This is a genomic window from Achromobacter pestifer (genome assembly GCF_013267355.1).
In the GTDB taxonomy this organism is placed as follows: Bacteria; Pseudomonadota; Gammaproteobacteria; order Burkholderiales; family Burkholderiaceae_B; genus Achromobacter; species Achromobacter pestifer_A.
This window is the reverse complement of sequence record NZ_CP053985.1, coordinates 5,263,361-5,290,013: the sequence shown is the minus strand read 5'-3', so window position 1 is coordinate 5,290,013 and position 26,653 is coordinate 5,263,361. Positions and strand designations below refer to the sequence as shown.

Annotated in this window: 25 protein-coding genes; 13 read left to right on the top strand and 12 right to left on the bottom strand. The window is 67.7% G+C overall.

Translation table 11 applies throughout. The features are described 5' to 3' along the window. Positions 1-59: 59 nt before the first annotated feature. The 3 genes from FOC84_RS25130 to FOC84_RS25120 are packed head-to-tail and all read left to right on the top strand — an operon-like array spanning position 60 to position 4,016. On the top strand, positions 60-1,604 hold the full coding sequence (locus FOC84_RS25130) for a GMC family oxidoreductase (RefSeq protein ID WP_173147051.1): 1,545 nt from the start codon (positions 60-62) through the stop codon (positions 1,602-1,604). After that, a complete protein-coding gene (locus FOC84_RS25125; RefSeq protein ID WP_173147049.1) occupies positions 1,601-3,079 on the top strand; it encodes an aldehyde dehydrogenase family protein in 1,479 nt (492 codons plus the stop codon). Before FOC84_RS25130 ends, FOC84_RS25125 begins: the two co-directional genes overlap by 4 nt. Positions 3,080-3,116: 37 nt before the next feature. After that, entirely contained in the window at positions 3,117-4,016 is a 900-nt protein-coding gene (locus tag FOC84_RS25120) for a catalase (protein WP_173147047.1), read from the top strand. Here FOC84_RS25120 and FOC84_RS25115 read toward each other — a convergent pair. Further along, entirely contained in the window at positions 3,974-4,927 is a 954-nt protein-coding gene (locus FOC84_RS25115) for a LysR family transcriptional regulator (protein ID WP_173147046.1), read from the bottom strand. The two genes, FOC84_RS25120 and FOC84_RS25115, sit on opposite strands and share 43 nt — an antisense overlap. Positions 4,928-5,039: 112 nt before the next feature. Here FOC84_RS25115 and lysA point away from each other — a divergent pair, with 112 nt between their 5' ends. After that, positions 5,040-6,275 (top strand): diaminopimelate decarboxylase, encoded by a 1,236-nt coding sequence (gene lysA / locus FOC84_RS25110; protein ID WP_173147044.1) that lies wholly within the window; start codon positions 5,040-5,042, stop codon positions 6,273-6,275. A gap of 6 nt (positions 6,276-6,281) precedes the next feature. On the opposite strand, the gene garL is transcribed toward lysA, so the two are convergent. The 6 genes from garL to FOC84_RS25080 all read right to left on the bottom strand — a co-directional run bounded on the left by garL (position 6,282) and on the right by FOC84_RS25080 (position 12,892). Continuing rightward, positions 6,282-7,049, bottom strand: coding sequence for a 2-dehydro-3-deoxyglucarate aldolase (gene garL / locus FOC84_RS25105; RefSeq protein WP_041655817.1), 768 nt, complete (start codon positions 7,047-7,049; stop codon positions 6,282-6,284). Positions 7,050-7,110: 61 nt separating this feature from the next. Beyond that, on the bottom strand, positions 7,111-8,106 hold the full coding sequence (locus FOC84_RS25100) for a Bug family tripartite tricarboxylate transporter substrate binding protein (RefSeq protein ID WP_173147042.1): 996 nt from the start codon (positions 8,104-8,106) through the stop codon (positions 7,111-7,113). Positions 8,107-8,153: 47 nt separating this feature from the next. Continuing rightward, positions 8,154-9,899 carry an L-arabinonate dehydratase gene (araD, locus tag FOC84_RS25095; protein ID WP_173147040.1) on the bottom strand — a complete coding sequence of 582 codons (1,746 nt, stop codon included), beginning with the start codon at positions 9,897-9,899 and terminating at the stop codon, positions 8,154-8,156. Between the two features lie 47 nt (positions 9,900-9,946). Next, positions 9,947-11,059, bottom strand: coding sequence for an Ldh family oxidoreductase (locus FOC84_RS25090; RefSeq protein WP_173147038.1), 1,113 nt, complete (start codon positions 11,057-11,059; stop codon positions 9,947-9,949). A 49-nt stretch (positions 11,060-11,108) separates the two neighbouring features. Then, positions 11,109-11,882: a FadR/GntR family transcriptional regulator gene (locus FOC84_RS25085; RefSeq protein ID WP_173147036.1), complete on the bottom strand. Its 774-nt coding sequence runs from the start codon at positions 11,880-11,882 to the stop codon at positions 11,109-11,111. An 80-nt stretch (positions 11,883-11,962) separates the two neighbouring features. Next, positions 11,963-12,892: a dihydrodipicolinate synthase family protein gene (locus tag FOC84_RS25080; RefSeq protein ID WP_173147034.1), complete on the bottom strand. Its 930-nt coding sequence runs from the start codon at positions 12,890-12,892 to the stop codon at positions 11,963-11,965. A gap of 224 nt (positions 12,893-13,116) precedes the next feature. On the opposite strand from FOC84_RS25080, the gene FOC84_RS25075 reads away from it, so the two are divergent. From FOC84_RS25075 to FOC84_RS25065, 3 genes are all read left to right on the top strand, one after another. Then, positions 13,117-14,130, top strand: coding sequence for a tripartite tricarboxylate transporter substrate binding protein (locus FOC84_RS25075; protein ID WP_173147031.1), 1,014 nt, complete (start codon positions 13,117-13,119; stop codon positions 14,128-14,130). Positions 14,131-14,204: 74 nt separating this feature from the next. Then, complete coding sequence (locus FOC84_RS25070; protein ID WP_173147028.1) at positions 14,205-15,191, top strand: Bug family tripartite tricarboxylate transporter substrate binding protein; 987 nt, start codon at positions 14,205-14,207, stop codon at positions 15,189-15,191. Positions 15,192-15,295: 104 nt separating this feature from the next. Continuing rightward, positions 15,296-16,252 carry a 2-hydroxyacid dehydrogenase gene (locus tag FOC84_RS25065; protein ID WP_173147025.1) on the top strand — a complete coding sequence of 319 codons (957 nt, stop codon included), beginning with the start codon at positions 15,296-15,298 and terminating at the stop codon, positions 16,250-16,252. Between the two features lie 137 nt (positions 16,253-16,389). Here FOC84_RS25065 and FOC84_RS25060 read toward each other — a convergent pair whose 3' ends face one another. From FOC84_RS25060 to radA, 3 genes are all read right to left on the bottom strand, one after another. After that, on the bottom strand, positions 16,390-16,629 hold the full coding sequence (locus FOC84_RS25060) for a hypothetical protein (protein WP_173147023.1): 240 nt from the start codon (positions 16,627-16,629) through the stop codon (positions 16,390-16,392). Between the two features lie 178 nt (positions 16,630-16,807). Next, positions 16,808-17,587 (bottom strand): sulfite exporter TauE/SafE family protein, encoded by a 780-nt coding sequence (locus tag FOC84_RS25055; RefSeq protein WP_173147020.1) that lies wholly within the window; start codon positions 17,585-17,587, stop codon positions 16,808-16,810. An 84-nt stretch (positions 17,588-17,671) separates the two neighbouring features. Further along, positions 17,672-19,033, bottom strand: a complete 1,362-nt coding sequence (radA, locus tag FOC84_RS25050; RefSeq protein ID WP_173147017.1) for a DNA repair protein RadA — start codon at positions 19,031-19,033, stop codon at positions 17,672-17,674. A 423-nt stretch (positions 19,034-19,456) separates the two neighbouring features. Between radA and FOC84_RS25045 the strand changes: the two genes are divergently transcribed. Together FOC84_RS25045 and hpaR are read left to right on the top strand one after the other, a co-directional pair. Next, the gene (locus FOC84_RS25045) at positions 19,457-20,071 is read left to right on the top strand and encodes a hypothetical protein (protein ID WP_173147014.1); all 615 of its coding nucleotides are present in this window, start codon (positions 19,457-19,459) and stop codon (positions 20,069-20,071) included. Positions 20,072-20,169: 98 nt separating this feature from the next. After that, positions 20,170-20,634: a homoprotocatechuate degradation operon regulator HpaR gene (hpaR, locus tag FOC84_RS25040; RefSeq protein WP_088141388.1), complete on the top strand. Its 465-nt coding sequence runs from the start codon at positions 20,170-20,172 to the stop codon at positions 20,632-20,634. On the opposite strand, the gene hpaD is transcribed toward hpaR, so the two are convergent. Next, a complete protein-coding gene (gene hpaD / locus FOC84_RS25035) occupies positions 20,635-21,486 on the bottom strand; it encodes a 3,4-dihydroxyphenylacetate 2,3-dioxygenase (RefSeq protein ID WP_173147013.1) in 852 nt (283 codons plus the stop codon). Positions 21,487-21,523: 37 nt separating this feature from the next. Then, on the bottom strand, positions 21,524-22,990 hold the full coding sequence (hpaE, locus tag FOC84_RS25030; protein ID WP_173147011.1) for a 5-carboxymethyl-2-hydroxymuconate semialdehyde dehydrogenase: 1,467 nt from the start codon (positions 22,988-22,990) through the stop codon (positions 21,524-21,526). A 201-nt stretch (positions 22,991-23,191) separates the two neighbouring features. Between hpaE and FOC84_RS25025 the strand changes: the two genes are divergently transcribed. The 4 genes from FOC84_RS25025 to hpaI are packed head-to-tail and all read left to right on the top strand — an operon-like array spanning position 23,192 to position 26,652. Beyond that, positions 23,192-24,232, top strand: coding sequence for a fumarylacetoacetate hydrolase family protein (locus FOC84_RS25025; protein ID WP_173147009.1), 1,041 nt, complete (start codon positions 23,192-23,194; stop codon positions 24,230-24,232). A 15-nt stretch (positions 24,233-24,247) separates the two neighbouring features. Next, positions 24,248-24,997 (top strand): fumarylacetoacetate hydrolase family protein, encoded by a 750-nt coding sequence (locus tag FOC84_RS25020; protein WP_173147007.1) that lies wholly within the window; start codon positions 24,248-24,250, stop codon positions 24,995-24,997. 33 nt (positions 24,998-25,030) lie between these two features. Further along, positions 25,031-25,834, top strand: coding sequence for a 2-oxo-hept-4-ene-1,7-dioate hydratase (gene hpaH / locus FOC84_RS25015; protein ID WP_088141393.1), 804 nt, complete (start codon positions 25,031-25,033; stop codon positions 25,832-25,834). A gap of 14 nt (positions 25,835-25,848) precedes the next feature. Next, complete coding sequence (gene hpaI, locus FOC84_RS25010; protein ID WP_173147004.1) at positions 25,849-26,652, top strand: 4-hydroxy-2-oxoheptanedioate aldolase; 804 nt, start codon at positions 25,849-25,851, stop codon at positions 26,650-26,652. Position 26,653 lies beyond the last annotated feature (1 nt).

The window sequence follows — 26,653 nt, the reverse complement described above, 5'->3', positions numbered from 1 at the left end:
TTGATTGCGTGTCCAGCATAAACAATGACACGAGAAATCTCCTTATGGTGAATACGACTATGCAAATAGGACTCCGCACCCCTGCGGGCGCCTTCGACGTCATCGTGGTCGGTGGCGGTTCGGCCGGAGCCGTGCTGGCCAGCCGCCTCAGCGAGGATGCATCCCGCCGCGTGCTGCTGATCGAGGCCGGCCGGGCCTATCCGCCCCATGCCTACCCGGACGCCGTGCGCGCCCAAAGCATCATCGGCGGCGATGCCGAGCATGACTGGGGCTACGCGTCCTTGCCCGGCTGGGGCGGAAAATCGTTTCCAGTCCCGCGGGGCAAGGTGCTGGGCGGCTCCTCCGCCGTGAATGCCGGCGTCTGGATGCGCGCGCCCGCCGCCGATTTCGAGCGCTGGACCGCGGCCGGACTTCCGCATTGGTCCGTCACCGACGTGCTGCCGTTCTTCCGGGGCAGCGAATGGACCGCCTCGGGCGCGGAACAATGCCACGGCCGTTCCGGCCCCGAGCCCGTGCACCAGCTGCAAGACGACGAAATCTCCGACATGCAGCGCGCATTCCTGGCTTCAGCCCAGATGGCGGGCCACCCCAGGGTCCAGGACTTCAACAGCGATGCGCCGTTCGGCGTCGGCCCCTACCCCATGAACAACCGCATGGGACAGCGGCTGAACACGGGCATGACCTATCTCTCGGACGCCGTAAGGGCGCGCCCCAACCTGACGATACGCAGCGAAACGCTGGCGGACCGCGTCGAGGTCGAGAACGGCCGGGCGCAAGCCGTGATCCTGGCCAACGGCGAACGGATCGCCGCAGGCGAGATCGTCCTGTCGGCCGGCGCATATGGATCCGCTGCCATGCTGCTACGCTCGGGCATCGGTCCCGCGGCCGACCTCCAGGCGCTGGATATTCCGGTCGCGGCCGATCTGCCGGTCGGCCAACGCCTGCAGGAACATCCCTTCTTCTTCACCGTCTGGGCCGCGCATCCCGAACGCCTGGGGCTGCCCATTCCGCCGGTCGGCGCCATTCTGTGGACACGGTCGTCGAAGGCAGGCCCCGGCGACGGCGACCTGCACGTCAGCGCCGTGCATTACGGCGATCCCGCCGACTCGCCCACCGGCGCCATCTTCATGCTGGCCCTGGCGCTGACCCGACCAAGATCCACCGGCACACTCAAGCTGCAGGATCGCGATCCCCATGCCGCGCCGCTCATCGACCTCAACATCCTCGGGGTGGCGGAGGACCGGGAACGGATGGTCGAGGGCATCCAGCTGATCCGCCGGATCGCAAGCCAGGGGCCGCTGTCCGAGATCATCGCGCGGGAACTCGTCCCCGGCCCGGCCGCGGCCGACCCCGCAGCGCTGGAAGCGACCCTGCCCTCGGCGCTGGACATCTATCATCACCCCACCTCGACCGCCCCCATGGGCGGCGATGGCGATCCCCACGCGGTGACGGACTATCAGGGGCGCGTGCGCGGCATCGCCAACTTGCGGGTGGCGGACGCGTCCAGCTTCCCGGACGTTCCGTCGGTCGCCACCAACCCCACGGTGGTCATGCTGGCGGAACGCGTCAGCCACTGGATCAGGAACACGGAGGCCAGATCATGAGCCAGGTCGCCAACACCGCCAGGATCCGCAAGGCATACAACTGGATCGATGGCACCCAACGCGCCGAGGGCGCCTTGAAAGAGTCGATCGACCCCGCCACCTACAACATCATCGGCCACTATCCCGACAATGGCCTGGTGGCCGCGAGATCGGCCGTCGCCGCAGCCGCGCAAGCCTTCCGCGCAACCCCCTGGGCGCACGACCACGAGCTGCGCGCCCGCGTGCTGGAACAACTGGCGCGCGCCTTCGAACGCAACCGCGACCGGCTGCTTGAGATCCTCTCGCTCGAGAACGGCAAGACCAAGGGCGAAGCCGCATTCGAACTCGACATGATTCCCAGCAAGCTGCGCTACGCGGCCGCCACAGCCTTGCTCGAAAGCGGCCGCGCGCTCACGCCCAAGCCCGGCAGCATCTCCATCGTCCTGCGCCAGCCCATGGGCGTGGCGGCCGTGATCGCGCCCTGGAATTCGCCGGCAGTGCTGACGATACGGTCCCTTGCGCCGGCGCTCGCGGCGGGGTGCACCGCGGTGATCAAGCTGCCCGGCCAGGTGGCGCAGACCGCCAGCATCATGGCCGAAATCATGGCCGAAGCCGAGGATCTCCCGGACGGCGTGATCAATCTGTTCTTCGAAAGCGGACCCGAGGGTTCCGCCTACCTCGTGGACGCGCCTGACGTTCCCGTCGTCAGCTTCACTGGCTCGACCCGGACGGGGCGCGCCATCAGCAGCGCCGGCGCCAAACACTTGAAGCGCTTCGGCATGGAGCTCGGCGGCAAGACACCGATGGTGCTCTTCGATGACGCGGACGTGGATGCCGCCTTGCCGGTGCTGGAAAAGGCGTTGACCGTCTTCAGCGGCCAGTTCTGCATGACGGGTTCCCGGTTACTGGTGCAGGATGGCATCTACGCAGCGGTCCGCGACGGGCTGGCCGGCCGGCTGCGCGAGGTCAAGGTCGGCCCCGCGGCCGATCCGGCCAGCGACATGGGGCCGCTGATCGACCGCGCCAACGTCGAACGCGTCGACCAGGCCGTCAAAGCAGCGATCGCCGCCGGCGCCAGCGTCGTCGAGCGCGGCGGCCCCGTGAACGCCGGGCCCTTGGCCAGCGGCGCCTTCTATCGCCCCACGCTGCTGGAGGTGTCCGACAACAGTCTGGCCATCATCCAGCAAGAGACCTTCGGCCCGGTCCTGACGATCCAGCGCTTTGCCGATGAAGCCGACGCGGTCCACCTGGCCAACGACAGCGAATATGGCCTGGCCGCCAGCGTCTGGACTCGCGACGTGGACCGGGCGCTGCGCGTCGCCCAAGCCATCGACGCCGGTTCCGTGTGGATCAACGACTGGGCCAAGGTCTACGACAACACCGAGGAAGGCGGCTTCAAGCAGTCCGGCCTCGGACGCCTGAACGGCATGGCGGCGCTGGAAGACTTCATCGAGTACAAGCACATCGCGCTCAAACCCGGCATCGGACAACGCTGATGGATGTGAATACTCACCGAAAAACAGGAGCCCCCCCATGCCGCAGCCAATAGCCGCGGGACTGATCGACGCGCTCCATGCGGGTGCCAACGTCCCGCCGGGCTGTCGCGTCAATCATGCGCGCGGCCTGCTTGTGGAAGGCAGGTTCCTCGGCGTGCCCCGGGCAGCGCAAATCTGCGCCGCGCCCTTGTTCGACGGCGCGGACCAGCCGCTCATCGTCCGCTTCTCGGACTCTGGCCCCGACCCGCGGATCGCCCAGGACAGTCCGGCAGCCGAACCGCGCGGCTTGGCGCTGCGGATCGGACAGGATTCCCAGTTGGTGCTCGTCGGCCACTCGCTCGAAGGTTTTCCCGCGCGCGACCCGGAGACCTTTCTCGCCTTCATACAGGCATTGAACGCGCAGCAGGCAGCCCCCGAGTCGCTGCAAGCCCACCTGGCGGCCAACCCGGAGGCCCAACGCTTCGGCCAACTGCGGCAAGACACCCAGCCCGCGGGCTACGCCTCCCGCACCTACCACATGCTCCATCCCTACCGCCTGGCCGCTGCGGACGGCCGGACGCGAACCGGAAGGCTGACGATCACGGGCAAGCACGCGGACGGCGCAGGCAAGGCCCTGGCCGGTCCGGACTGTATGGACGAGGCCTTGCGCCACGTAATCGCGGCGGGTCCGGTGGCGCTGGAACTGGCATTCACGCCGGCGCCGGAGCAAGGCGCGGCGGATGATCTGTCCACCGCCTGGCCCGGCCACGCCGGCTCGATGCTCCTGGGATACCTGATCCTGGAGCGCATCGCGCCAGATCAGGACGCGCAGCGCGCCCTGGTGTTCGACCCGTCCATCCTGCCGGCCGGCATCGAGTTCGCAGGCGACCCGCTGCTGACGGTGCGTTTGCAGGCCTATCGGCTGGCGGCGGAGCGGCGGCTGCGCGGCGTGCCTTGATCCAGGCTTGAGGCCAGGCGGCTCTCGGCCGCCCCCGCCGCCTCGCGCAGCGACGCCATCAGCCCGCCGACCAGGGGATTGCCGGGACGATGCTCTGGCAACACCACGCTGACCCGAAACGGAAACGAGCGCGCCAAGGGACGGATATGCAGGCCCCGGCCCACGAAATCCAGCGCGGTCAGCGGGTTCACGATGGCCAGGCCCAATCCTTGGCGCACGAACGTGCACACGGAAACGGCAGTCGGAGTTTCGACGATGGATCGCCGCAACACGCCGGCTTCGGCAAACGCTTCGTCGATCTGGATCCGGTAGGGGTCGCTGGAGGACAGGCTGACGAACGCCTGCCCTTCGAAATCCGGCAGTTCGATGCGCGACTTGGCCAGCAGCGCATGGCCGTCGGGCAGCACGCAAACCTCATCCACCTGCAGCAACGGCTCCACGCGCGTGCCGGCCGGCGCGGCGTCGTGCTCGGTCAGGCCCAGGTCGTAGCGCTGCGCGCTGAGCCACTCTTCCAGGAATGGCGATTCCTGCGTCTCGACGGCCAGGCTCACCCCGGGATGGCGGTCATGGAAGCGCCGGAACGCGTCCGGCAAGATCGAATGGGAAAAGGCCGGCAAGGCGATCACCGCCAACTGCCCGCCCTTGTAGGCCCGTAGGCGCGCAGCGGCCGAGGCGACCCGCTCCAGGCCGGCGTAGGACTGGCGGACCTCGTCGAACAGCGCCAGGCCCGGCATAGTGGGGCGCAGCCGCCCCGCCACCCGGTCGAACAGCGCAAAACCGACGCCCTGCTCCATGCGCGCCAGCTCGCGGCTCACGGTCGGCTGGGACGAGCCCAGCAGCTCGGCGGCCTTGGTCACGCTGCCGGCGATCATCACCGCGCGGAAGACTTCGATATGCCGATGCGTCAGCATCGCCTGCTCCATATCAAGAATGAATCGATGAGGGAACTTTAAGCATTTTACTGGATGACGGAAGCCGGGCATCATGCCGCCTTGTTTTCCATTCCCTAAGGTTTCGCCCGCCATGGCCTTCGATCCGCGCCAACTCACCCAACTCGCCGCCGAACACGGCACGCCGCTGTGGGTATACGACGCCGCCGTCATCCGCGAACGCATCGCGCAACTGCGCCGCTTCGACACCATCCGCTACGCGCAGAAGGCCTGCTCCAACCTGCACATCCTGCGCCTGATGCGCGCCGAGGGCGCCGTGGTGGACGCCGTCTCGCTGGGCGAGATCGAGCGCAGCCTGGCCGCCGGCTTCCAGCCCCAGGGCGAGCCGGAAGGCATCGTCTTCACCGCGGACCTGATCGACCACGCCACGCTGGCCACCGTGCTCAAGCACGGCATCACGGTGAACGCCGGCTCGCTGGACATGCTGGCCCGCGTCGGCCAGGCCTCGCCCGGCCATCGCGTCTGGCTGCGCATCAATCCGGGCTTCGGCCATGGCCATAGCAACAAGACCAATACCGGCGGCCCGCAAAGCAAGCACGGCATCTGGATCGGCGACGTGGCGCAAGCCATGGCCATCGTGCGCCGCCACGGCCTGAAGCTGGTCGGCATCCACATGCATATCGGCTCGGGCGTGGACTACGCCCACCTGTCCAGCGTGTGCGACGCCATGGTCGACGTGGTGGCCTCGCTGGACCACGACATCGAAGCCATTTCCGCCGGCGGCGGCCTGTCCATCCCCTACCGCGAAGGCGACGCCCGCATCGATTGCGACCACTACTTCGAACAATGGGACGCGGCGCGCAAGCGCATCGCCGAACGTTTGGGCCACGAGATCCGCCTGGAGATCGAGCCGGGCCGCTTCCTGGTCGCCGAAGCCGGCGCGCTGGTGTCGGAAGTGCATGCCATCAACCGCCGCCCGGAGCGCGACTTCGCGCTGGTCGACGCGGGCTTCAACGACCTGATGCGTCCGGCCATGTACGGCAGCTACCACCAGATCTCGGTGCACGCGCCCGACGGCAGCCGGCCGCAGGGCGTGGCCGAAACCCGCATCGCCGTGGCCGGCCCGCTATGCGAATCGGGCGACGTGTTCACCCAGGACGCCGGCGGCGTCGTGTCGGACCAGCTGTTGCCGCAGCCGCGCATCGGCGATTTCCTGGTGTTCCACGACGCGGGCGCCTATGGCTCGTCGATGTCCTCGAACTACAACAGCCGCCCGCTGGCGCCGGAAGTGCTGTTGGACAACGGTACGGCCCGCCTGATCCGCCGCCGCCAGACGGTCAGCGAACTGCTGGCGCTGGAAGACGCCTGAGCATCATCAGGTCGGAAAGGCCTCGCGCAAGGCAAACGTCGCCTGCTTGAACACGCCCAGATCGGTGCCCACCGCCACGAAGTGCATGCCCATGTCCAGGTAGCGCCGCGCATCCGCATGCACCGGCGCCAGGATGCCCACCGCCTTGCCCTGGGCCGACACCCGCTGGTACAGGTGGCGGATGGCCTCCTGGACTTCGGGATGGCCCGGGTTGCCGATATGGCCCAGCGCCGCTGCCAGATCGGACGGCCCGATGAACACGCCGTCCACGCCTTCCACGGAGGCGATCTCGTCCACCGCGTCTATGCCCGGACGGCTTTCTATCTGCAGCAGCACGCAGATGTTGTCGTTGATGGTGTGCAGATAATCCGGCACCGTGCCGTAGCGGTTGCTGCGCTGCGCGCCCGCCACGCCGCGCATGCCCTGCGGCGGATAGCGCGTGGCGGCCACGGCGCGGCGCGCGTCCTCTTCGGATTCGATGAACGGAATCAGCAGGTTGTAGAAGCCGATGTCCAACAGCCGCTTGATCTCCACCGGATCATTCCACGACGGCCGCCCCACGGCGGCGCTGGCGCTGCCCTGCAGGGCCTGCAGCTGCTGCAGGAACATCGGCACCTCGTTGGGCGAGTGCTCGCCGTCCAGCAGCAGCCAGTCAAAATTGGCCAGTCCCACGAGCTCGGCCGTGATGTGGCTGGACATGCACATCCAGAATCCGATGAGCCGTTCGCGCGCCAGGATGCGTTGCCGGAAACGGTTGGGTAAGGGTGAGTTCATTGCCGTCTTCACTTCATCAAGAAAAATAGGTCAGGCCGGGCCTGCAAGCCCGGCCGCGCATTCAGTCCATTTTTGCGCCCGAGGCCTTGGCCGCCTTGCCCCACTTCGCGATCTCGTTATCCACGAACGCCGAGAACGACTTCGGGTCGTCCGCCACCACCACGAAACCGACGCTCTCCAGCTTCTGCCGGATGTCGGGCGAGGACAGGGCCTTCACCGTCGCCTGGTTCAGCCGCTGGATCACGGCGGGCGGCGTCTTCGCCGGCGCCGACAAGCCGAACCAGGACTCGGCGGAAAAACCCGGGTAGCCCGATTCCGCCACCGTGGGCGTGTCGGGATACGCCGGGTTGCGCTTGGCGCTGGCCACGGCCAATGCACGCAGCTTGCCCGAGCTGACTTGCGGCAGCAGCGTGTCCTGGTTCAGGAACATCACCTGCACGCGCCCCCCGATCATGTCGGTGATGGCGGCCGCGCCGCCCTTGTAGGGCACGTGCACCAGGTCGATCTTGGCATCCTGCTCCAGCATTTCCATGGCCAAGTGGCCGGAGGAACCGCTACCCGAACTCGCGTGCGTGTACTTGCCCGGATTTTCGCGCACCAGCTTGATGAAGTCCGCGAAGGTCTTGCCCGGAAAATCGTTGTTGGCCACCAGCACATTGGGGCCGGTGGCTAGCAACGAGACATGCGCGAAGTCGCTATTGCGGTACGGCATGTTCTGGTAGACCGCATAGCTGATGGCGTTGGAGCCCACGCCCGACAGCAGCAGCGTGTAGCCGTCAGGCTCGGCCTTGGCCACCATGTCCGAGCCGATGTTGCCGTTGGCCCCGCCCTTGTTCTCGACCACCACGGTCTGGCCCAGTTCCTTGGACAGCTCGGCCGCCAACAAGCGGCCCACCGAGTCGGTGCTGCCGCCTGCCGGAAACGGCACCACCAGCTTGAGTTGCTTGGTGGGCCAGGCCGCGCCCTGCGCCATCAGCACGCCTGGCAGCATGGCCATCGCCCCCGCAGCCGCCAGGACGGCCAGGCGTACGCGCGCCGCCGGTTTTTTCTGTTGCATGGTTGTCTCCTCCGTGGATTTTTTAGTATGTGCGCCCGGTGTCCGGGTCAGTGGATTTCAGGCTCGCCCGCGGCCGGAGCGCGCGTTTCGGTCTGAAGAAAATCGAAATCGCAGCCCGTATCGGCCTGCCCGATGTGCTTGAGGTACAGCACGCCGTAGCCGCGCTCGAAACGCGGCGGCGGCGCCTGCCAGGCGGCGCGGCGCGCCGCCAGTTCCTCGTCGGACACCAGCAGTTCCAGGCGCCGCGCCGGCACATCCAGCGTGATGCGGTCGCCGTCCCGCACCAGCGCCAGCGGGCCGCCCACATAGGCCTCGGGCGCCACGTGCAGCACACAGGCGCCATAGCTGGTACCGCTCATGCGCGCGTCGGAGATGCGCACCATGTCGCGCACGCCCTGCTTCAAGAGCTTCTGCGGAATCGGCAGCTGGCCCCATTCGGGCATGCCGGGCGCACCCTGCGGCCCGGCGTTCTGCAGCACGATGACGCTGTCGGCATCCACGTCCAGGTCCGGATCGTCGATGCGCGCCGCCATGTCGTTGTAGTCCTTGAAGACCACGGCGCGGCCCGTATGCACCTGCAGCTGCGCCTCCATCGCGGGCGGCTTGATCACCGCGCCGTCGGGCGCCAGGTTGCCGCGTAGTACCGCCAGCCCGTCGCGCTCGATCAGCGCCTGCGCGCGCGGCCGGATCACGTCTTCGTTGAAGATGCGGGCCCCGGCGATGTTCTCGCCCAGCGTACGGCCGTCCACGGTACGCTGCGACGTGTCCAGCAGGTCGCCTAGTTGCACCAGCATGGCGCGCAGGCCGCCTGCGTAATAGAAGTCTTCCATCAGGTACTTGCCCGCCGGCCGCAGATTGGCCAGCACCGGCGTGGTGCGCGCCAGGTGGTCGAAGCGGTCCAGGTCCAGGCCGAAGCCGCTGCGGCGCGCCATGGCGATCAGATGCACCACCGAATTGGTCGAACCGGACAGCGCTAGCACCGTGCGCACCGCGTTGTCGTAGGACGCGGCGGTCAGCAGGTCGGACGGCTTCAGGTCTTCCCACACCATTTCCACGATGCGCTTGCCGGTCAGGCTGGCCATCTGCGCATGGCGCGAGTCCGGCGCGGGGATCGACGAGGCGCCCGACAGGCACAGGCCCAGCGCCTCGACCGCGCCCGTCATGGTGGACGCGGTGCCCATGGTCATGCAGTGGCCGGGCGAGCGGGCGATGCCATCCTCCACGCCCTGCCAGTCTTCCTCGGTGATATTGCCGGCGCGCAGCTCGGCCCAGTACTTCCAGGTGTCCGAGCCCGAACCCAGGGTGTTGCCGTTCCAGTTGCCGCGCAGCATGGGGCCGGCCGGCATGAAGATGGTCGGCAGGTCCATGGACACCGCGCCCATCAGAAGCGCGGGCGTGGTCTTGTCGCAGCCGCCCATCAGCACACAGCCATCCGCGGGATAGGAGCGCAGCAATTCTTCCGTCTCCATCGCCAGCAGGTTGCGGTAGAGCATGGTGGTGGGCTTCTGGAAGGGTTCGGACAGACTCATGGCGGGCATTTCCACCGGGAAGCCGCCCGCCTGCCAGATGCCGCGCTTGACCTCTTCCACGCGCTGCTTGAAATGGCTGTGGCAGGGATTGATGTCGCTCCAGGTGTTGATGATGGCGATGACCGGCTTGCCGGCGTAGTCCGAGCGGTGATAGCCCATCTGCGCGGTGCGCGAACGGTGGCCGAACGAGCGCAGGTCGCGCACGCCGTACCAGCGGTGGCTGCGCAGTTCTTCGGGTTTCTTGCGCTTGGTTGAATCGCTCATGTCTCTGTTCCTGTGCTCTTGGGCAAGGGTTTATCGGGAAAATGGAATCACGCTGCGTCCAGCAGATAAGGCGTGCGGGCGCGTTCGCAGATGGCGCGCAGGCGTTCGGCCAGCGCGGCCGGTATGGGGATGCCCTCGCGCAGCCGGCGCGCGCGCTCGGCGGCTTCGGGCTCGCCCGCCACCAGCACCGGTTCGTCCGGATGGGCGGGCGGCGTGTCGTGCATGGCGTCGATCATGTCGTCCATGTCGGACTCGAACGAGCCCGCCGCGCGGAAGGCGTCGGGGTTCAAGGCCAGGAAGAAATGGCCCACGTCGTCGGGCTCGCCCGGCCGGCGGGTCGGCGCGCGGCGCGCGGCGAAGGCGCTGCCGCTGAGCGTGCCGCCCAGGATCTGCGCCATCATCGCCAGGCCGTAGCCCTTGTGGCTGCTCATGGCGGCGGTGCCGCCCAAGGGCGTCAGGCCGCCCTCGGGATGCTTGAAGATGAACTGCATGGCGGCGGCCGCATCGGTGACCGCGCCGCCCTGCCCGTCCACCGCCCAGCCCGGCGGCAGCGGCTGGTCCAGGAAGTCGTAGACCTTGACCTTGTTGGCGGCGACGGTGGTGGTCGCCATGTCCAGCACAAAGGGCTCGTTATAGGCGGCCGGCGCGCCGAAGGCGATGGGGTTGGTGCCCAGCATGGGCATGGCGCCGCGCGTGGGCACCATGATGACGCCATTGGCGCTGCTGGTCACCAGCCCGACCACGCCACGCTCGACCGCGATGCGCGCATAGACGCCGGCCGCGCCGAAGTGATGCGAATTGCAGACCGACACGGCGCCCACGCCGTGCGCCAGCGCCTTGTCCACGGCCAGGTTCATGGCCTGCGCCGCCACCGGATAGCCCAGGCCGCCCATGCCGTCGATCAGCGCGCTGGCGCCGCCGTCGCGCAGGATACGCGCACGCGCATCCAGGCGCAGGGTGCCGGCGCGCAGCTTTTCCTCGTAGGCCGGCAGCATGGAAATGCCGTGCGAATCGATGCCCAGCAGGTCGGTGCGCGCCATCAGGCCCGCGGTGATATGCGCCAGGTCCTGCGCCATGCCCCATGCCGTCAGCACCTGCAAGATCTGTTCGCGGACCTGCTCCACCGGCACATCGATCGCTGTTGATCCGTTCCCTCGCACGCTGGTCTCCTATGGTGTTGGTTTGATCGCGATGGGCCGGCGCAAGAGATCAGTCGCGCTCGCGGTCCACCAGCCGGTGGCGGGCCTGCCCCAGGTGGAATTGCATGGCGACGCGGGCGCGCTCGCTGTCCTGTTCGCGGATCGCGTCCAGGATCGCGGCGTGCTCGTCCACCACGCGCTGCGCGCGCTGGCGCGAACCGGTGCGGGTCAAATTCAAGGTCAGCCGCATAAAGCCGCTGATGGATTCGTGGATGCTCTCCAGCACGCCCAGATAGAAGTCGTTGCCGCTGGCTTCGGCGATGCTGGCATGGAAGGCCAGGTCCGCCTCGGCCGATACCTGGCCGCGCGCCAGGCTGTCGGCAAAGGCCGCGTGCGCATCCGCGATCTTCTTGAGCTGTTCGTCGGTGCGGCGCAGCGCCGCCAGGCGCGCGGCGTCGCCCTCCAGCGCCACCCGGACCTCCTGGGCCCGCAGATAGGCGCTGACGTTCTGCACGTCGTTGAAGGTCTTCAGGCGCGGCGCGGGCGCATGGCTGACGAAGGTGCCCAACCCCTGGTGCGCGGTGATCAGGCCGTCGGCGCGCAGGCGCAGCAGCGCTTCGCGCACCACCGGGCGCGACACGCCGAAGCGTTCGGATATCTCGTTCTCGGAAGGCAGCTTGTCGCCCACGTTCAACCCGCCGGACACGATCTGCTCGAAGATCTGGCCGTAGAGCTGGTCCGCCAGCCGCACCCGATGCCCGCGTTCGAGCACCAGCGCGCCCGCGGCATCGTGTTCAGCGGGCGCCTGCGGTGCAGGCGCGGGTGTTGCTTTGGGTCGGGCCACGAAATCTCCTCGATGCTATGGCGCTGTCCGCGACGGCGGGACAGCGCTCATCGTACCGTCAATGCGCGGCGCCAGTGCGCTCACGCCGCGGCCGCCTCCCGGTCCCAGGCCGCCAGGGCGCGCGCCACCGGCGCCACGCGCTCGCGTTCGGCGGCGGAGATGCCGCTCAGCAAGGGCAGCATCGACCCCATGTCCGCCACGCCCGAGAGCGTCACCGCATCGTGCAGCACGCGGATGGGGCTGATGCTGTCGCGGCAATCTTCCAGGTCCAGATACTGCTGGCGCACGGCCTCGGCTTCCTCGTAGCGGCCGTCGCGCAGCAGATGCAACAGGCGCATCGAACCTCGCGGCGCCACGCAGACCGAGCCGGAGGTAAAGCTCTTCAGGCCGAAATCGCGGTAGTGCACGATGGCCGGACGCTCGCCGATGCCGCTGACGATCCAGCGCGGATCCACGGCCTGCAACAGCGACGACAGATAGGCGTCCTGCGACGGATCGTCGCGCACCACGGCGTACTTGAAGGCCACGATGCGGCCTTCTTCGATCAGGCGGGCGGCGCTTTCCGGCGCCAGATAACCGGACGACTTGATGTAGATCACCGCGGGCTTGCCCAGCGCATCCGTAAAGCGGCGCACGCCTTCGGCCAGGCCCGCGTCCGTGTAGGGAAAGGACATGGGCAGCAGCATGGCCGTGGGAAAGGCGCGCGTACGCAGGATCGCCGCCTGGTCCATCATCTTGCCGTAGTCGGGCCCCACCGAAGGCAGGATCCAGGTGTCCGCGCCCGCCAGCCCGGCCAGCATGTCGACGATGCGGGCGTATTCGCTTACGCCCACGTTATAGAAATTGGCATTGCCGCCATACATCACATTGCGCACGCCGCCCGCTTCCAGATGGCCGAGCAGGGCCTTGTTGGCCGCCTCGTTCAGGGAAAGATCGTCGTGGCGCGCCAGCGGCGGCACCGCGATGACCGAACGCTGCAAGTCCTGCGCGGTGACCGGGGAGGTTTTCATGGGCGGGGCTCCTGGCTGATCCAGCTATCGGGTGGGTAAGTTCGAAAAAGTATACTTGGTTGACAACCATAAGCTCAATACCTATATTTGTTTTACAAGTAGTCAGGCAGCAAAACGCAGGGCGCCGCGGGGCGCCATGCGGCTTCAAAGCCTCGGGCCATGCCAGGGGCGGAATACCCCCAGAAACGATGCGCGGCCACGCGCACACCGAGGAGACGAATTCCATGCATGCAGCCCCTGCGCGAGGCCGGTCCGCCTTGGCCGTCCTTTGCACCGCCACCCTGGCGGCGGCCGCCTTCCTGTTGCCGGCCGCGCCGGCGCTGGCCGACTACCCCGAGCGCGACGTCAAGATCATCGTGCCCTTCCCGGCCGGCGGCACCACCGACATCGCGGCGCGCATCGTCGCCGCCGAACTCGGCAAGACCTGGAACAAGGCCGTGGTGGTGGACAACAAGGCGGGCGCCGGCGGCAACGTCGGCACGGCCGAGGCCGCCCGCGCCGCGCCGGACGGCTACACCCTGCTGATGGGCACCGTCAGCACGCATGCGATCAACCAGTCCGTCTACGCCAAGCTGCCCTACGACCCGGTCAAGGACTTCGTGCCGGTGACGCTGGTGATTCCCGTGCCCAACATCCTGGAGCTCAACCCCGCTTTTGCCGACAAGCACGGCATCCGCACGGTGGCCGACCTGATCAAGTACCTGAAGGCCAATCCGGGCAGCGTCAACATGGCGTCCACCGGCAACGGCACCTCCACGCATCTGTCGGGCGAGCTGTTCCAGAACATGACGGGCACGCGCATGACCCACGTGCCCTACAAGGGCAGCAGCCCGGCGCTGACCGACGTAATGGCCGGTTCCGCCGATCTGATCTTCGACAACCTGCCGTCCTCCATGGGGTTCCTCAAGAGCGGCAAGCTGCGCCCGCTGGCCGTCACCAGCGCCCAGCGCTCGCCCGCCCTGCCCGACGTCCCCACCATGGCCGAGGCCGGCGTGCAGGGCTATGACGCGTCCAGCTGGTTCGGCCTGCTGGCGCCCGCCGGCACGCCGCAGACGGTCGTCGACAAGATCCAGCGCGACGTGGCCGCCGCCCTCAAGCTGGAATCCGTGCGCGCGCAGTTGCAGGCGCAGGGCGCCACGCCCTCCGGCAACACGCCGGCCCAGTTCAAACAGTTCATGGCGCAGGAATCCGCCAAATGGGCGGAAGTCGTGAAGAAATCCGGCGCCAAGGTCGACTGACCCCAAGCCGATCCGGGCCCGTCCGCAACGCGTGGGCGGCGGGCTCTTCATCAGCACGCGAACCAGGAGACACCATGAACAAACTGATGAGCGCCGCGGCCATCGCAGCCGCCACCGCGGCGGGCGCCGTTCTGCTCGGGACGCCCGCCGCGCACGCCGCCGGCTATCCCGACAAACCCGTCACGATGATCGTGCCCTTCGTGCCGGGCGGATCCTCCGACATCACCGCGCGCTCGGTCACGCCGGGGCTGACGAAAATCCTGGGGCAGACCTTCGTGGTCGAGAACAAACCGGGCGCCAACAGCGCCATCGGCGCGCAGGCGCTGGCCCGCTCCACGCCCGACGGCTACACCATGATGGTCGGCTCCATCGGCACCTTCGCCATCAACGAGGCGCTGTACAAGAACCTGTCGTACAACCCCAGCAAGGATTTCGAGTACCTGACGCAGGCGGTGCGCAATCCCAACGTGCTGGTGGCCGCGCCGGCGTTTCCGGCCAGCACCGTCGCCGAGCTGATCGAGTACGCGAAGAAGAATCCGGGCAAGGTGTCCTATGCCTCGTCGGGCACGGGTTCGTCGGACCACCTGTCCGCCGTGCTGTTCCGCCAGCGCACCCAGAGCACGGGCGTGGACGTGCCCTACCGCGGCGGCGGCGCGGCCATCGCCGACCTGATCGGCGGGCAGGTCAACGTGTCGTTCCAGAACCTGGGCGCGGTCCAGACCCACATCAAGGCCGGCAAGCTCAAGGCGCTGGCCATCACGGGCGACGCGCGCGCCACCGATCTGCCGGACGTGCCCACGCTGGCCGAAGCCGGCATCAAGGACATGGTGGTGTATTCCTGGCAAGGCTTTGCCGTGCCCAAGGGCACGCCCGCCGCCATCGTCCAGCAATTGTCCAAGGCCTTGCAGACCGCGCTGCGCGATCCCCAGACCGAGAAGACCCTGCAAGGCCTGGGCTTCGAGGTGGTGGCCAACACGCCGCAGCAGTTCACGGCGTTCCAGCAGGCCGAGGTCAAGCGCTGGAAGGACGTCATCCAGAAAGCCAATATCCAGCTCGAGTAGCGGCGTCATCAGGACGCGGGATGCCCCCCGGCGGGCATCCTGTCAGCCTGGTTCAAGGCCGGATCAAGTAGCATCAACGTTTTGCCACCCACCTGTACGACAACATGACCACCAAGCATCGCATCATCCAGGTCGGCTCGCTGGCCGGTTCCCCCTACGCCAACAAGACGCTCGCGGACCGCTACGACGTCGTCGAGCTGTGGAAGTACCCCGACCGCAAGGCCGCGCTGGCCGAGCACGGCAAGGGCGTGACCGCCGTCGTCACGTCCGCCACCTACGGCGCCAACGCCGAACTCATCAACGCCCTGCCCGACCTGAAGGCCATCTGCAGTTGGGGCGTGGGCTACGAGACCATCGACGTGCAAGCCGCCAAGCAGCGCGGCGTGCAGGTCAGCAACACGCCTGACGTGCTGACCGATTGCGTCGCGGACCTGGCCTGGGGCCTCTTGATCGCGGGCGCGCGCCACATGGGCCAGGGCGAACGCTTCGTGCGCGCGGGCCAGTGGGGCCAGGTGCATGGCGGCATCCCGCTGGGCCAGCGCGTCAGCGGCAAGAAGCTGGGCATCATCGGCCTGGGCCGCATCGGCGAAGCCATCGCCCGCCGCGGCATGGGTTTCGACATGGACGTGCGCTATCACAACCGCCGCAAGCGCGATGACGTGGAATACGGCTACGAGGCTTCGCTCACCGATCTGGCCAAGTGGGCCGATTTCCTCATCGTGGCCACCGTCGGCGGCCCCAGCACGCGCCATCTGGTCAACCGCGAAGTGCTGGAAGCGTTGGGCCCCACCGGCATCATCGTCAACATCGCGCGCGGCCCCGTCATCGACGAAACCGCGCTGGTCGCCGCGCTCGAAGCCGGCAAGCTGGGCTGCGCCGCGCTCGACGTGTTCGAGCACGAGCCCAAGGTGCCCGAGGCGCTGCTCAAGACCGACCGCGCCGTGCTGCTGCCACACATCGGCAGCGCCACGCTGGAAACCCGCTTGGCCATGGAGAACCTGATGCTGGAAAACCTGCAGGCGTTCTTCGAGACCGGCCGCGTGGTCACGCCGGCGGAGTAAGGCGGCGGCCGCGGCTGCGGCGCGCCAAAGAAAAAGCCTCTCGGCGCCCATACCGAGAGGCTTTCGACTTTCCGGCCCCCGCGGGAATCGGAAGTCGTTTGCGCAAAGGAACTACCAGGCCGCAAGGCCCTCAGTGCTTACTTCGCCGGCGCCGCGGGGCCGGAATGATCCGTCTTCGCGGCCCCGCCCGACTTGGCCGCCGCCGGCTTGGCGGAGGTCTTGTCGGACTTGTGATGCTTGTGCTGCGCCTGGGTCTTGGATTCCCCCGCCTTGGACGTGGCATCGGCGCCCGCCGCAAACGCCGAAGGCGCGGCGGCAAGACCGAGGCACAAGGCCGAGGTGGAGAGGAACGCAGCAATACGGGAGTGAGTCGTCATTTCATGAACTCCTGAATGTGAAAGGCCCGCAGGCCTTTCCGACACGGGGCGGCAACATCGCCTCTAGGGTCTCTACAACACCCTAACCCGTTCCCGTTTGAACCCGGCACATCCAGAAGGTTCAGCGCGGAACCAGAAAATTGCGGTCGCTAACGCTTCGAAATATTGTGCGCACGGCTCAGCTCTCGAACGCCAGCAGCGCCACGGTGGCGAACAGCATCAGCGCGAAGCAGGCTCTCAGCTTGCGTTCAGGCAAGCGGTACGCCAGCTTCACGCCTATCGGCACGAACAGCAGGCTGCCTATCGCCAGCGGCGCGCCAACCAGCCAATCGGCCTGCCCCGCCCAGGTGTAGGTGATCAAGGCAATGAAGGAACCCGGAATCACCATGCTCAGCGCCAGCGCCTGCGCAGTGGTCTGCGGCAGCCTGAACACGGAGGTGATGATAGGCACGGCCAGCACCGCGCCGCCCACGCCGAAGAAGCCGCCCAGCGTACCGCACAGGATGCCCAGCACGCTGGCGCGGCGCGGCGTGAAGACGGGGGCATCGCCCTTGGCCGCCGGCTTGCGTGCGGCAGCGGGCCGCGATGCGCGCCAGGTCTGCCACACGTAGAACAGCGCAATGAAGAACAGGAACACGGCGAAGCTGCGGCGCAGGATGCCGGAGTCTATGCCCAGCGCCAGTTGCGCGCCGACCCAGGTGAACACCACGGCGCCAGCGGCGCCCGCCAGCGCCACGCGCTTGTCGATGCGGGTCTGCTGGTTGTACTTGCGCACCGCCATCATGATGGTGGGCAGGACCATGATGAGCGCGGTGCCCTGCGCCAGCTGCTGCGACATGCCCATCAACAGCACCAGCGCGGGAATCGCGATCAGGCCGCCCCCAATGCCCAGCACGCCGCCCATGAAACCGATCAGGCCGCCCGCGGCCAGGCACGCGGCGATAACTAACAGACTCACTTCTTGCTCCAGCAGGCCCGTCCTGTGGCAGGCCGGGCAATCAGAATACGGATACGAAACCGCCGCGGGCCGCCGGCCCGAGCGTCAGCGCAACTTTTCCAGCGCGGCATCCAGCCGGTCCACCGCCCAGATCTCCAGTCCTTCGATGGGCTGGCGCGGCGCGTTGGCCTTGGGGATCAGGGCAATGGAAAAGCCCAGCTTGGCCGCTTCGCGCAGGCGCTCCTGGCCGCGCGGCGCGGGCCGGATCTCACCCGCGAGGCCGACTTCGCCGAAGGCGATCAGGCCGCGCGGCAGCGGCTTGTCGCGCAGCGAGGACATGATGGCCAGCAACACCGGCAGGTCGGCCGCGGGTTCGGTGATGCGCACGCCGCCCACCGCGTTGACGAACACGTCCTGGTCGAAGGTGGACACGCCGGCGTGCCGGTGCAGCACGGCCAGCAGCATCGCCAGGCGGTTGCCTTCCAGACCCACCGTCAGCCGGCGCGGGTTGGGCGCGTGCGAACTATCCACCAGCGCCTGGATCTCCACCAGCAACGGGCGAGTACCTTCCTGCGTGGCCATCACGCAGGATCCAGCGACCTGCTGTTCGTGCTGCGACAGGAACAGCGCGGACGGATTGGCCACGCCGCGCAGCCCGCGGTCCGTCATGGCGAAGACGCCCAGTTCGTTGACCGCGCCGAAGCGGTTCTTGAAAGCGCGCACCAGGCGGAACGAAGAATGCGTATCGCCCTCGAAATACAGCACGGTGTCCACGATGTGCTCCAGCACCCGCGGCCCGGCCAGCGCCCCGTCCTTGGTGACGTGGCCGATCATGACGATGGCGATGCCCGTCTGCTTGGCCAGGCGCGTAAGCTGCGCCGCGCATTCGCGCACCTGCGAGACCGAACCCGGCGCGGCGCTCAGCTCGCCGCTATACAGTGTCTGGATCGAGTCGATCACGGCAACGGTGGGCTGTTGCTCCGACACCGCCGCCTGGATCGACTCCAGCCGGATCTCGGCCAGCAGGTTGACGTTGCCCGTCTGCAGGCCCAGGCGGCGCGCGCGCAGGGCCACCTGCTCGGCGGATTCCTCGCCCGTGACGTACAGCACATTGGTGACTTCGGACAGCGACGCCAGCGCCTGCAACAGCAAGGTGGACTTGCCTATGCCCGGATCGCCGCCGATCAGCACCACGGCGCCGGCCACCAGGCCGCCGCCCAGCACGCGGTCGAACTCTTCCAGCCCGGTAGGCTGGCGCGGCGTTTCACGGGCTTCGATTTCAGACAGGCTGCGCACCGGGCTGGCGGCCGCCAGCGGCGCGTAACGGTGGGAGGCGGCGGCCGGCGCCGACGACTCCACGGTTTCTTCCAGCGTGTTCCAGGCGTTGCAATGCGGGCATTTGCCCTGCCACTTCGGGGTGGTGCCGCCGCAATCGGCGCACACGTATACGGTTCGGGATTTGGCCATGCGCGAAAGTGTACCGGCAAGCCCGGGCCGCGGCGCGCGGCATGCGGGCGCGAACGCGCGCATTCATCCTCGCGCGCCCCACGATGGTGCAGCCATCTGTCATTCTGCTTTCAAAAACAGGGACGGGCTGAAGTTACATGATGCAAACTCAAGAAATTCTCTGGCGGATTTCTCCAAATCGCGCATAATCATCAAGTGCAGCGCATTGACGAACCGCCCGGTCCAGGGCGGCATACCTGCGGCGACGCGCCCCCGGGCGCGGCAGCGGGAATCGCGGCGCAATCACCCGCGGCTTTCCAGGAAGCCGCCTAAACCGGAACAGGACCCGAGCCACGACGAGACCGCCGGACCACCGGCGCGGCGTGCGCAAAGGCCAGACGCGGATGCGCCTTGCCACCAGGCGCATGCGCGAGGAGTACGCGCATGAGCATTACCTACCGCCCCCCTTTCGACGAAGACGATGAACGGGATCTGCGCGCCTTGTATCGCAGGCACGGCTCCGGCGCCAGCCCCGAATTGGACGCGGCCGTGCGCCGCAGTTGGCACCCCGGCCATAGTTGGCACCCCGCCTGGGGCGCCGCCGCCTGCGCCGCGATGGTCTTCGGCCTGTTCGCCTGGACCGAAATGCGTGAAGCTCAGGACTTTACCGAGCAGAACACCCCGGTCATCGCCCCCCATGAAATAGGGACAAGTTCGGAACGCGCGCCCGCCCTGCTGTCCACGCCGGCGGAAGCGCCCGCCGAACAGACCGCGCCCGTCACCGAACGCGTGGCCGCGCCGCAGCAGGAAGCAGTGCCGCAAGCCGCCCCGGCCCAGGAAGCCGCCCCTGCGGAACAGCCGGCCGCCGAACCCGCCGCGCCGGAAACACCCGCCCTCAGCGACCAGGACATCGAAGCCCGCGTGACCCATATCCGGGCGCTGGTGCGCGAGGAACAACAGGCAGAGGCCGTGCAGGCGCTGCGCGAACTGCAACAGGCCGCGCCCGACCTGACCCTGCCCGACGACCTGCAGGAACTGGCTCAGCAGATCCCCTCCTGAACGCCGCCGCGCATCGGACCCGCGCCCGGCGCGGGCCGATGGGCGCGCGTCTCCGATTTCGCTGCGGCGCGGCCCGGCTTCTTGCTAACATAGCCGCCATGAGTCCGAGCTTCCACCACCGCAATCTTCCCCATCTGCTGCTCTACGCGCGCGAAACGCTGATGGCGCACTTCCGCCCCATCCTGCACGCCGCGGGCGTCACCGAACAACAATGGCGGGTGCTGCGCACGCTGAGCGAAGTGGGCTCCATGGAACCCAACCAGATCGCCCGCACCTGCCAGATCCTCAGCCCCAGCCTCACCCGCATGCTGGCGGGCATGCAGGAACAGGGCCTGATCAAGCGCACGCGCTCCAGCGCCGACCAGCGGCGCCAGGAAATTTCGCTGACCCCCAAGAGCAACAAGCTCATCGACCGCATGCGGCCGCAAGTGGATGCGAAGTACCAGGAAATCGAAGCCCGGATCGGCAAGGAACTGCTGGACCGCCTGTACCGCGACGTCGACACCATGGTCGAACTGATCAAGCGCGAGCCCGCCGACCCGCGCGCCTCCGAAGACGAATGATCAGGCCGGCACCGGGAAGATCGCGTTGATCTGTCCCGTGCCGGAACTGGCGAAGTAATCGGTGACGATCTCCACCGGCTGGTCGTAGCCGTCCCAGCCCAACAGGCCCAACAACATCGCGGTATCGTGCATGCCGCCCTCGCCCACGCACAGGTCGGCGTATTCGGGCAGCATGGCGCAGAAGGTCTTCCAGTCGCCCTGGCGCCACAGTTCCACCACGCGCAGATCCACCTGCCGGAAGAACTCGCGGCTGATCTGATGCATGGCGGCCTCGGGGCTGCCGTTGTCGTTGAAGCGGTGCGACAGCGAGCCGCTGGCCAGCACCGCCACGCGGCTGTCGCTGGCTTCGATGGCCTGGCGCAGCGCCGCGCCGAAGCGCCGGCTTTCGTCCAGCGAGTGCCAGGCGCACCATGCGGCCACCGACACCACGTTGAAACGCCCGTCGCCATTCATGTAGCGCATGGGCACCAGGGTGCCGTACTCCAGCTCCAGGCTGTCGATCTCGTGCGAGCGCGTACCCACGCCCGCCGCGTTGGCGAATTCGGCGATGCGGCGTCCCAGCTGCGGATTGCCGCGGTAGGCGTAATCCATGTCCTTGATGAAATGCGGCAGTTCGTTGCTGGTGTAGCGGCCCTTGAAGCCGCTGTTGCAGTTCACGTGATAGCCGCCGTTGACCAGCCAGTGCACGTCCAGCACCACGATGCTGTCCACGTCCAGGTCGCGGCAACGCTGGCCGATGAGGCGGTGTCCCTGGATCGCGGCCTCCCTGCAGCCCTGGTGCTTGCCAGGCAGTTCCGAAAGATACATGGACGGCACATGCGTTACCTTGGCCGCCAGCGCGAGCTTGCCCATGATGCTAGTCTCCTCGTTCTTATGGTCCGGGCCGGATTCAGACGCCCCACCTGGGGATGTGGTGGCTGCCCATGGACACGCACACGTTCTTGATCTCGGCAAAGACCTCGTAACTGTATTCGCCGCCCTCGCGTCCCGTGCCCGATTCCTTGGTGCCGCCAAAGGGCTGGCGCAGGTCGCGCACGTTCTGGCTGTTGATGAACACCATGCCGGCTTCGATGCCGCGGGCCAGGCGGTGCGCCCGGCCGATGTCGCGGGTCCAGATGTAGGAGGCCAGGCCATACTTCACGTCGTTGGCCAGCGCCAGGCCCTCGGCCTCGTCCTTGAACGGCAGCAGGCAGGCGACCGGTCCGAAGATCTCTTCCTGCGCGCAGCGCATGCGGTTGTCGACGTCGGCCAGCACCGTGGGGCTGACGAAATTGCCGCCCGCGAGATGGGCCGGCAGGCCGGCAGGCCGGTCCGCGCCGCCCGCGAGTATGCGCGCGCCTTCCTGCTCGGCCAGGCGGATGTAGCCCGTGACCTTTTCCCAATGCTGACGCGTGATCATCGCGCCCACATGGGTATTGTCGTCGGTGGGGTCGCCCACGGCCAGGCGCTGCGCGCGTTCGGCAAACCTGTGCACGAAATCGTCATAGATGGATTGCTGGATGAAGATGCGCGAGCCCGCGGTGCAACGCTCGCCGTTGAGCGAGAAGATGGTGAAGAGCGCCGCGTCCAGCGCCCGCTCCACGTCCGCGTCGTCGAAGATCAGCACGGGCGATTTGCCGCCCAGTTCCATCGAGTACTTCTTGACGCCGCCCGCGCTGGCCAGGATCTTCTTGCCCGTGACGGTGCCGCCCGTGAAGGAAATCGCGCGCACGCCGGGGTGGCGCACCAGCGCGTCGCCGGCGGTGGCGCCATAGCCCTGCACCACGTTCAGCACGCCGGCCGGAATGCCGGCTTCCAGCGCCAGCATGCCCAGCTGGTCGGCCGTCAGCGGCGAAAGCTCGGACATCTTCAACACGGCCGTATTGCCCAACGCCAGGCACGGCGCCGTCTTCCACGTGGCGGTCATGAACGGCACGTTCCAGGGCGACACCAGCGCGCACACGCCCACCGGCTGGTAGAGCGTGTAATTCAGCATCTGGTCGTCCACCGGATAGGTGTGGCCGTTCATGCGCGTGCAGACCTCGGCAAAGAAGTTGAAGTTCTCCGAGGCGCGCGGGATCAGCTGCTTGCGGGTCTGCGAGATGGGCAACCCGGTGTCGCGGGTTTCCAGCTCGGCCAACTGCGGCACGTTCTGGTCTATCAGTTCGCCCAGCCTGCGCATCAGGCGGGCGCGCTCCTTGGCGGGCGTGTTGGCCCACTTGGGGAAGGCTGCGGCCGCGGCCGCGACGGCGGCGTCAATCTCGGCCTGCCCGCCCGCGGCCACCTCGGCGATGGCCTCGCCCGTCGCCGGGTTGCTGGTGATGAAGCGGTCGCTGCTGTCGACCTGCTTGCCGTTGATCCAGTGCTTGATGCTCACGCTAGGCTCCTCGTCCCGTCTGTGCCGGATGGTGCGGCGCAAATTTAATTAACAAGTTAACGTTATGCTCGACCGACCGGGCTGTCAATGTCGGGAAACCCCCAGGCATGACCAGGCCCCATGGCCTGCTGGCGGATTGTCGCCATCCTGGATTTTCATTAATATAGTTAACATGATAATTACATTCGGTGGAGCAAGGCCATGCCCCATATCTGGATCGAATACTCGGGCAATCTGACCCTGGATACCCAGGCCCTGATGCGAACCGTGCAGGACGCCGCCGTGGGCGACGGCAGCCTGTTCCCGCTGGCCGGCGCGCGCACCCGCGCGCTGCGGGTGGACGACTGCCTGATCGTCGACGGCCATCCCGACAATGCCTTCGTCCACGTGGTGCTGCGCATCGGCCACGGCCGCAACGCCGAACAGAAGGCCGCGCTCGGCGAACGGGTATTCCAGGCGCTGAGCGCCGCGCTGGCGCCGCAGATGGCGGTGCGCCCGCTGGGTATCTCGATGCAGATCGAGGAGGCCGACCCGGTGCTGAACTACAAGCTCAACAACTACCGCGAACACCTGGCCGCGCGCGCCGCCGCGGCTGCGGCGCCCTGGCCGCGAACCGTGGTGGGCGCGGCGCTCAACACGCGCCAGGCGCTGGCCGCGCTGGGCGACGCCGTGGACGCGCCCCCCTACAAAGGCGCCCCCAAGGCGCCCGTGCTCTACATCAAGCCGGCCAACACCTATGCGCGCCATGGCGAGGTGATCACCCTGCCCACCGACGTGGGCGAGGTCGAAGTCGGCGCCTGTCTGGGCGTGGTGTTCGCCCGCCGCGCGACCCGCGTGAGCGAAGCCGAGGCGCTGGACTATGTCGCGGGCTACCGCGTGGTGGCCGACCTGTCCGTGCCGCATGCCAGTTACTTCCGCCCCGCGCTCAAGCAGAAATGCCGCGACGGCTTCTGCCCCATCGGCCAGGATCTCGCCCCCGTGGCCGCGGTCGGCGACCCGGACGCGCTGGACATCGAAGTGCGCATCGACGGCCAGTTGGCGCAGCGCGCCAACACCGCCGACCTGATCCGTCCCGTGGCGCGGCTGATCGCCGACGTCACCCAGTTCATGACGCTGGAAGCGGGCGACATCCTGCTGGCCGGCACGCCCCACGGCGCGCCGCGCGCACGCGCCGGACAGCGCTACGAGATCAGCATTGCTCGGGTCGGCACGCTGGGCAATCCGCTGGCCGCCGCCCGATAAGCACAGGAGCCCGCCATGAAACATGCCCGCATCTCCCTGGACGGCGTCATCCACGCCGTCACCGAAGCCGGCCCAGGCCAGGTCCGTCTGGCCGACGGACGCGTTTACGCCGAAGACGCGGTGGACTGGCTGCCGCCCTTCGAGCCGCGCACCACCTTCACGCTGGCCATCAACTACGCCGACCACGCCAAGGAACTGGCCTTCAAGGCGCCCGATGAACCGCTGGGTTTCCTCAAGGCCGCCAACACCTTTGTCGGCCACCGCGCCCGGACCTTGCGCCCCGCCGACGTCGCCTTCATGCACTACGAATGCGAACTGGCGGTGGTGATAGGCAAGACCGCCAGCAAGGTCAGCCGCGCCCAGGCCTATGACTGCGTGGCGGGCTACACCGTGGCCAACGACTACGCGCTGCGCGACTACCTGGAAAACTGGTACCGCCCCAACCTGCGCGTGAAAAGCCGCGACACCTGCACGCCGCTCGGCCCCTGGCTGGTGGACCGCGACGACGTGCCGGACCCCATGAACCTGAACCTGCGCACCACGGTCAACGGCGTCGAGACGCAGCGCGCCAATACCCGCGACATGGTGTTCGATGTGCCCGCGCTGATCGAGTACTTCAGCAGCTTCATGACGCTCTCGCCCGGCGACCTGATCCTGACGGGCACGCCCGACGGCATCGTCAACGTGCAGCCCGGCGACGAAGTCGTGACCGAAATCGAAAGCGTGGGGCGGCTGGTCAACACGCTGATCCCCTTCCCCAACTGATTCCACTCCAACTCCACCACACCTGGAACCCCGATGCTAGATAACGATACCGTGCGCGCCATTGCCGCGCGCCTGCACGAAGCCGAACGCACCCGCCAGCAGATCCGCCAGATTTCGCTCGAGTACCCCGACATCACGATCGCCGACGCCTACGCCATCCAGCGCGCCTGGATGGACATCAAGCTGGCCGAGGGCCGGGTCAAGCGCGGGCACAAGATCGGCTTGACCTCGCGCGCCATGCAGCAGGCCTCGCAGATCGATGAGCCGGACTTCGGCATGCTGCTGGACGACATGTTCTTCAACGACGGCGCGGACATACCCGCGGGCCGCTTCATCCTGCCGCGGCTGGAGGTTGAACTGGCCTTCGTGCTGGGCAAGCGCCTGCAAGGCCCCAACGTCACGCTGTTCCAGGTCTATGACGCGGTCGACTACGTGATCCCGGCGCTGGAGATCATCGACGCGCGCTCGCACAGCATCGACCCCGACAGCAAGCGCCCGCGCAAGGTGTTCGACACCATCGCCGACAACGCCGCCAACGCCGGCGTGGTGATGGGCGGACGGCCGGTGAAGATCGGCGAACTGGACCTGCGCTGGATCGGCGCCATCCTGTCGCGCAACGCCGTCATCGAGGAAACCGGCGTGGCCGCGGGCGTCTTGAACCATCCCGCCAATGGCGTAGTATGGCTGGCGAACAAGCTGGCCGCCCACGACGTGGCGCTGGAAGCGGGAGAGATCATCCTGTCGGGTTCCTTCACCCGGCCGGTGCTGGCCCGCCCTGGCGATACCTTCAACGTCGATTATGGCGTGCTGGGTTCCGTCAACTGCCACTTCATCTGACCGCGCCACCATCCATGGACATACTGACCAATACCTTCAAGCAGGCCTTGCGCAGCGGCAAGCCCCAGATCGGCCTGTGGGCCGGCCTGGCCAGCGCCTACTCCACCGAGATCATCGCCGGCGCCGGTTTCGACTGGCTGCTGATCGACGGCGAGCACGCCCCCAACACCTTGCAGACCACGCTGCAGCAGCTGCAGTCCATGGCTGCCTATCCGGTCGCGCCGGTGGTGCGGCCGGCCTGGAACGACGCGGTCCAGATCAAGCAGATCCTGGACACGGGTGCGCAGACGCTGCTGGTGCCCATGGTGCAGTCCGCGGAAGAAGCCGCCGCCGCCGTGGCCGCGGTACGCTATCCGCCCCAGGGCGTACGCGGCGTGGGCAGCGCGCTGGCCCGCTCGTCGCGCTGGAACCGCATTCCCGACTACCTGCGCCGCGCCAACGACGAGATGTGCGTGCTGGTGCAGATCGAAACGCCGCGCGGCGTCGAGGCGCTGGAAGAGATCCTGGCGGTGGATGGCGTCGATGGCGCCTTCATCGGCCCGGCAGACCTGTCGGCCAGCATGGGCTACCTGGGCCAGCCTGAGCATCCGGACGTGGTCAAGGCGATCGACGACGCCATCCTGCGCATCGTCCGCAGCGGCAAGGCGGCCGGCATCCTGCACAGCGGCGTGGACCGCGCCAAGCACTATCTGTCGCTGGGCGCCACCTTCGTGGCCGTGGGCGTGGACGCCACGCTGCTGGCGCGCGCGGCCGAGCAGTTGGCGGGCCAGTTCAAGAACGCCGCCGCACCCGCGGCGGCGGCCAAGGGTCCGTACTGAC

Bases quoted from the DNA above. Each gene is read 5' to 3' on its own strand.
- araD (WP_173147040.1), bottom strand. From the start codon at position 9,899: ATGAGCGATTCAACCAAGCGCAAGAAACCCGAAGAACTGCGCAGCCAC.
- hpaI (WP_173147004.1), top strand. From the start codon at position 25,849: ATGGACATACTGACCAATACCTTCAAGCAGGCCTTGCGCAGCGGCAAG.
- hpaD (WP_173147013.1), bottom strand. From the start codon at position 21,486: ATGGGCAAGCTCGCGCTGGCGGCCAAGGTAACGCATGTGCCGTCCATG.
- hpaH (WP_088141393.1), top strand. From the start codon at position 25,031: ATGCTAGATAACGATACCGTGCGCGCCATTGCCGCGCGCCTGCACGAA.
- FOC84_RS25115 (WP_173147046.1), bottom strand. From the start codon at position 4,927: ATGCTGACGCATCGGCATATCGAAGTCTTCCGCGCGGTGATGATCGCC.
- hpaR (WP_088141388.1), top strand. From the start codon at position 20,170: ATGAGTCCGAGCTTCCACCACCGCAATCTTCCCCATCTGCTGCTCTAC.
- garL (WP_041655817.1), bottom strand. From the start codon at position 7,049: ATGAACTCACCCTTACCCAACCGTTTCCGGCAACGCATCCTGGCGCGC.
- FOC84_RS25070 (WP_173147028.1), top strand. From the start codon at position 14,205: ATGAACAAACTGATGAGCGCCGCGGCCATCGCAGCCGCCACCGCGGCG.
- FOC84_RS25060 (WP_173147023.1), bottom strand. From the start codon at position 16,629: ATGACGACTCACTCCCGTATTGCTGCGTTCCTCTCCACCTCGGCCTTG.
- FOC84_RS25065 (WP_173147025.1), top strand. From the start codon at position 15,296: ATGACCACCAAGCATCGCATCATCCAGGTCGGCTCGCTGGCCGGTTCC.
- FOC84_RS25025 (WP_173147009.1), top strand. From the start codon at position 23,192: ATGCCCCATATCTGGATCGAATACTCGGGCAATCTGACCCTGGATACC.
- FOC84_RS25045 (WP_173147014.1), top strand. From the start codon at position 19,457: ATGAGCATTACCTACCGCCCCCCTTTCGACGAAGACGATGAACGGGAT.
- FOC84_RS25075 (WP_173147031.1), top strand. From the start codon at position 13,117: ATGCATGCAGCCCCTGCGCGAGGCCGGTCCGCCTTGGCCGTCCTTTGC.
- FOC84_RS25120 (WP_173147047.1), top strand. From the start codon at position 3,117: ATGCCGCAGCCAATAGCCGCGGGACTGATCGACGCGCTCCATGCGGGT.
- FOC84_RS25130 (WP_173147051.1), top strand. From the start codon at position 60: ATGCAAATAGGACTCCGCACCCCTGCGGGCGCCTTCGACGTCATCGTG.
- FOC84_RS25125 (WP_173147049.1), top strand. From the start codon at position 1,601: ATGAGCCAGGTCGCCAACACCGCCAGGATCCGCAAGGCATACAACTGG.
- FOC84_RS25020 (WP_173147007.1), top strand. From the start codon at position 24,248: ATGAAACATGCCCGCATCTCCCTGGACGGCGTCATCCACGCCGTCACC.
- FOC84_RS25080 (WP_173147034.1), bottom strand. From the start codon at position 12,892: ATGAAAACCTCCCCGGTCACCGCGCAGGACTTGCAGCGTTCGGTCATC.
- radA (WP_173147017.1), bottom strand. From the start codon at position 19,033: ATGGCCAAATCCCGAACCGTATACGTGTGCGCCGATTGCGGCGGCACC.
- lysA (WP_173147044.1), top strand. From the start codon at position 5,040: ATGGCCTTCGATCCGCGCCAACTCACCCAACTCGCCGCCGAACACGGC.
- FOC84_RS25100 (WP_173147042.1), bottom strand. From the start codon at position 8,106: ATGCAACAGAAAAAACCGGCGGCGCGCGTACGCCTGGCCGTCCTGGCG.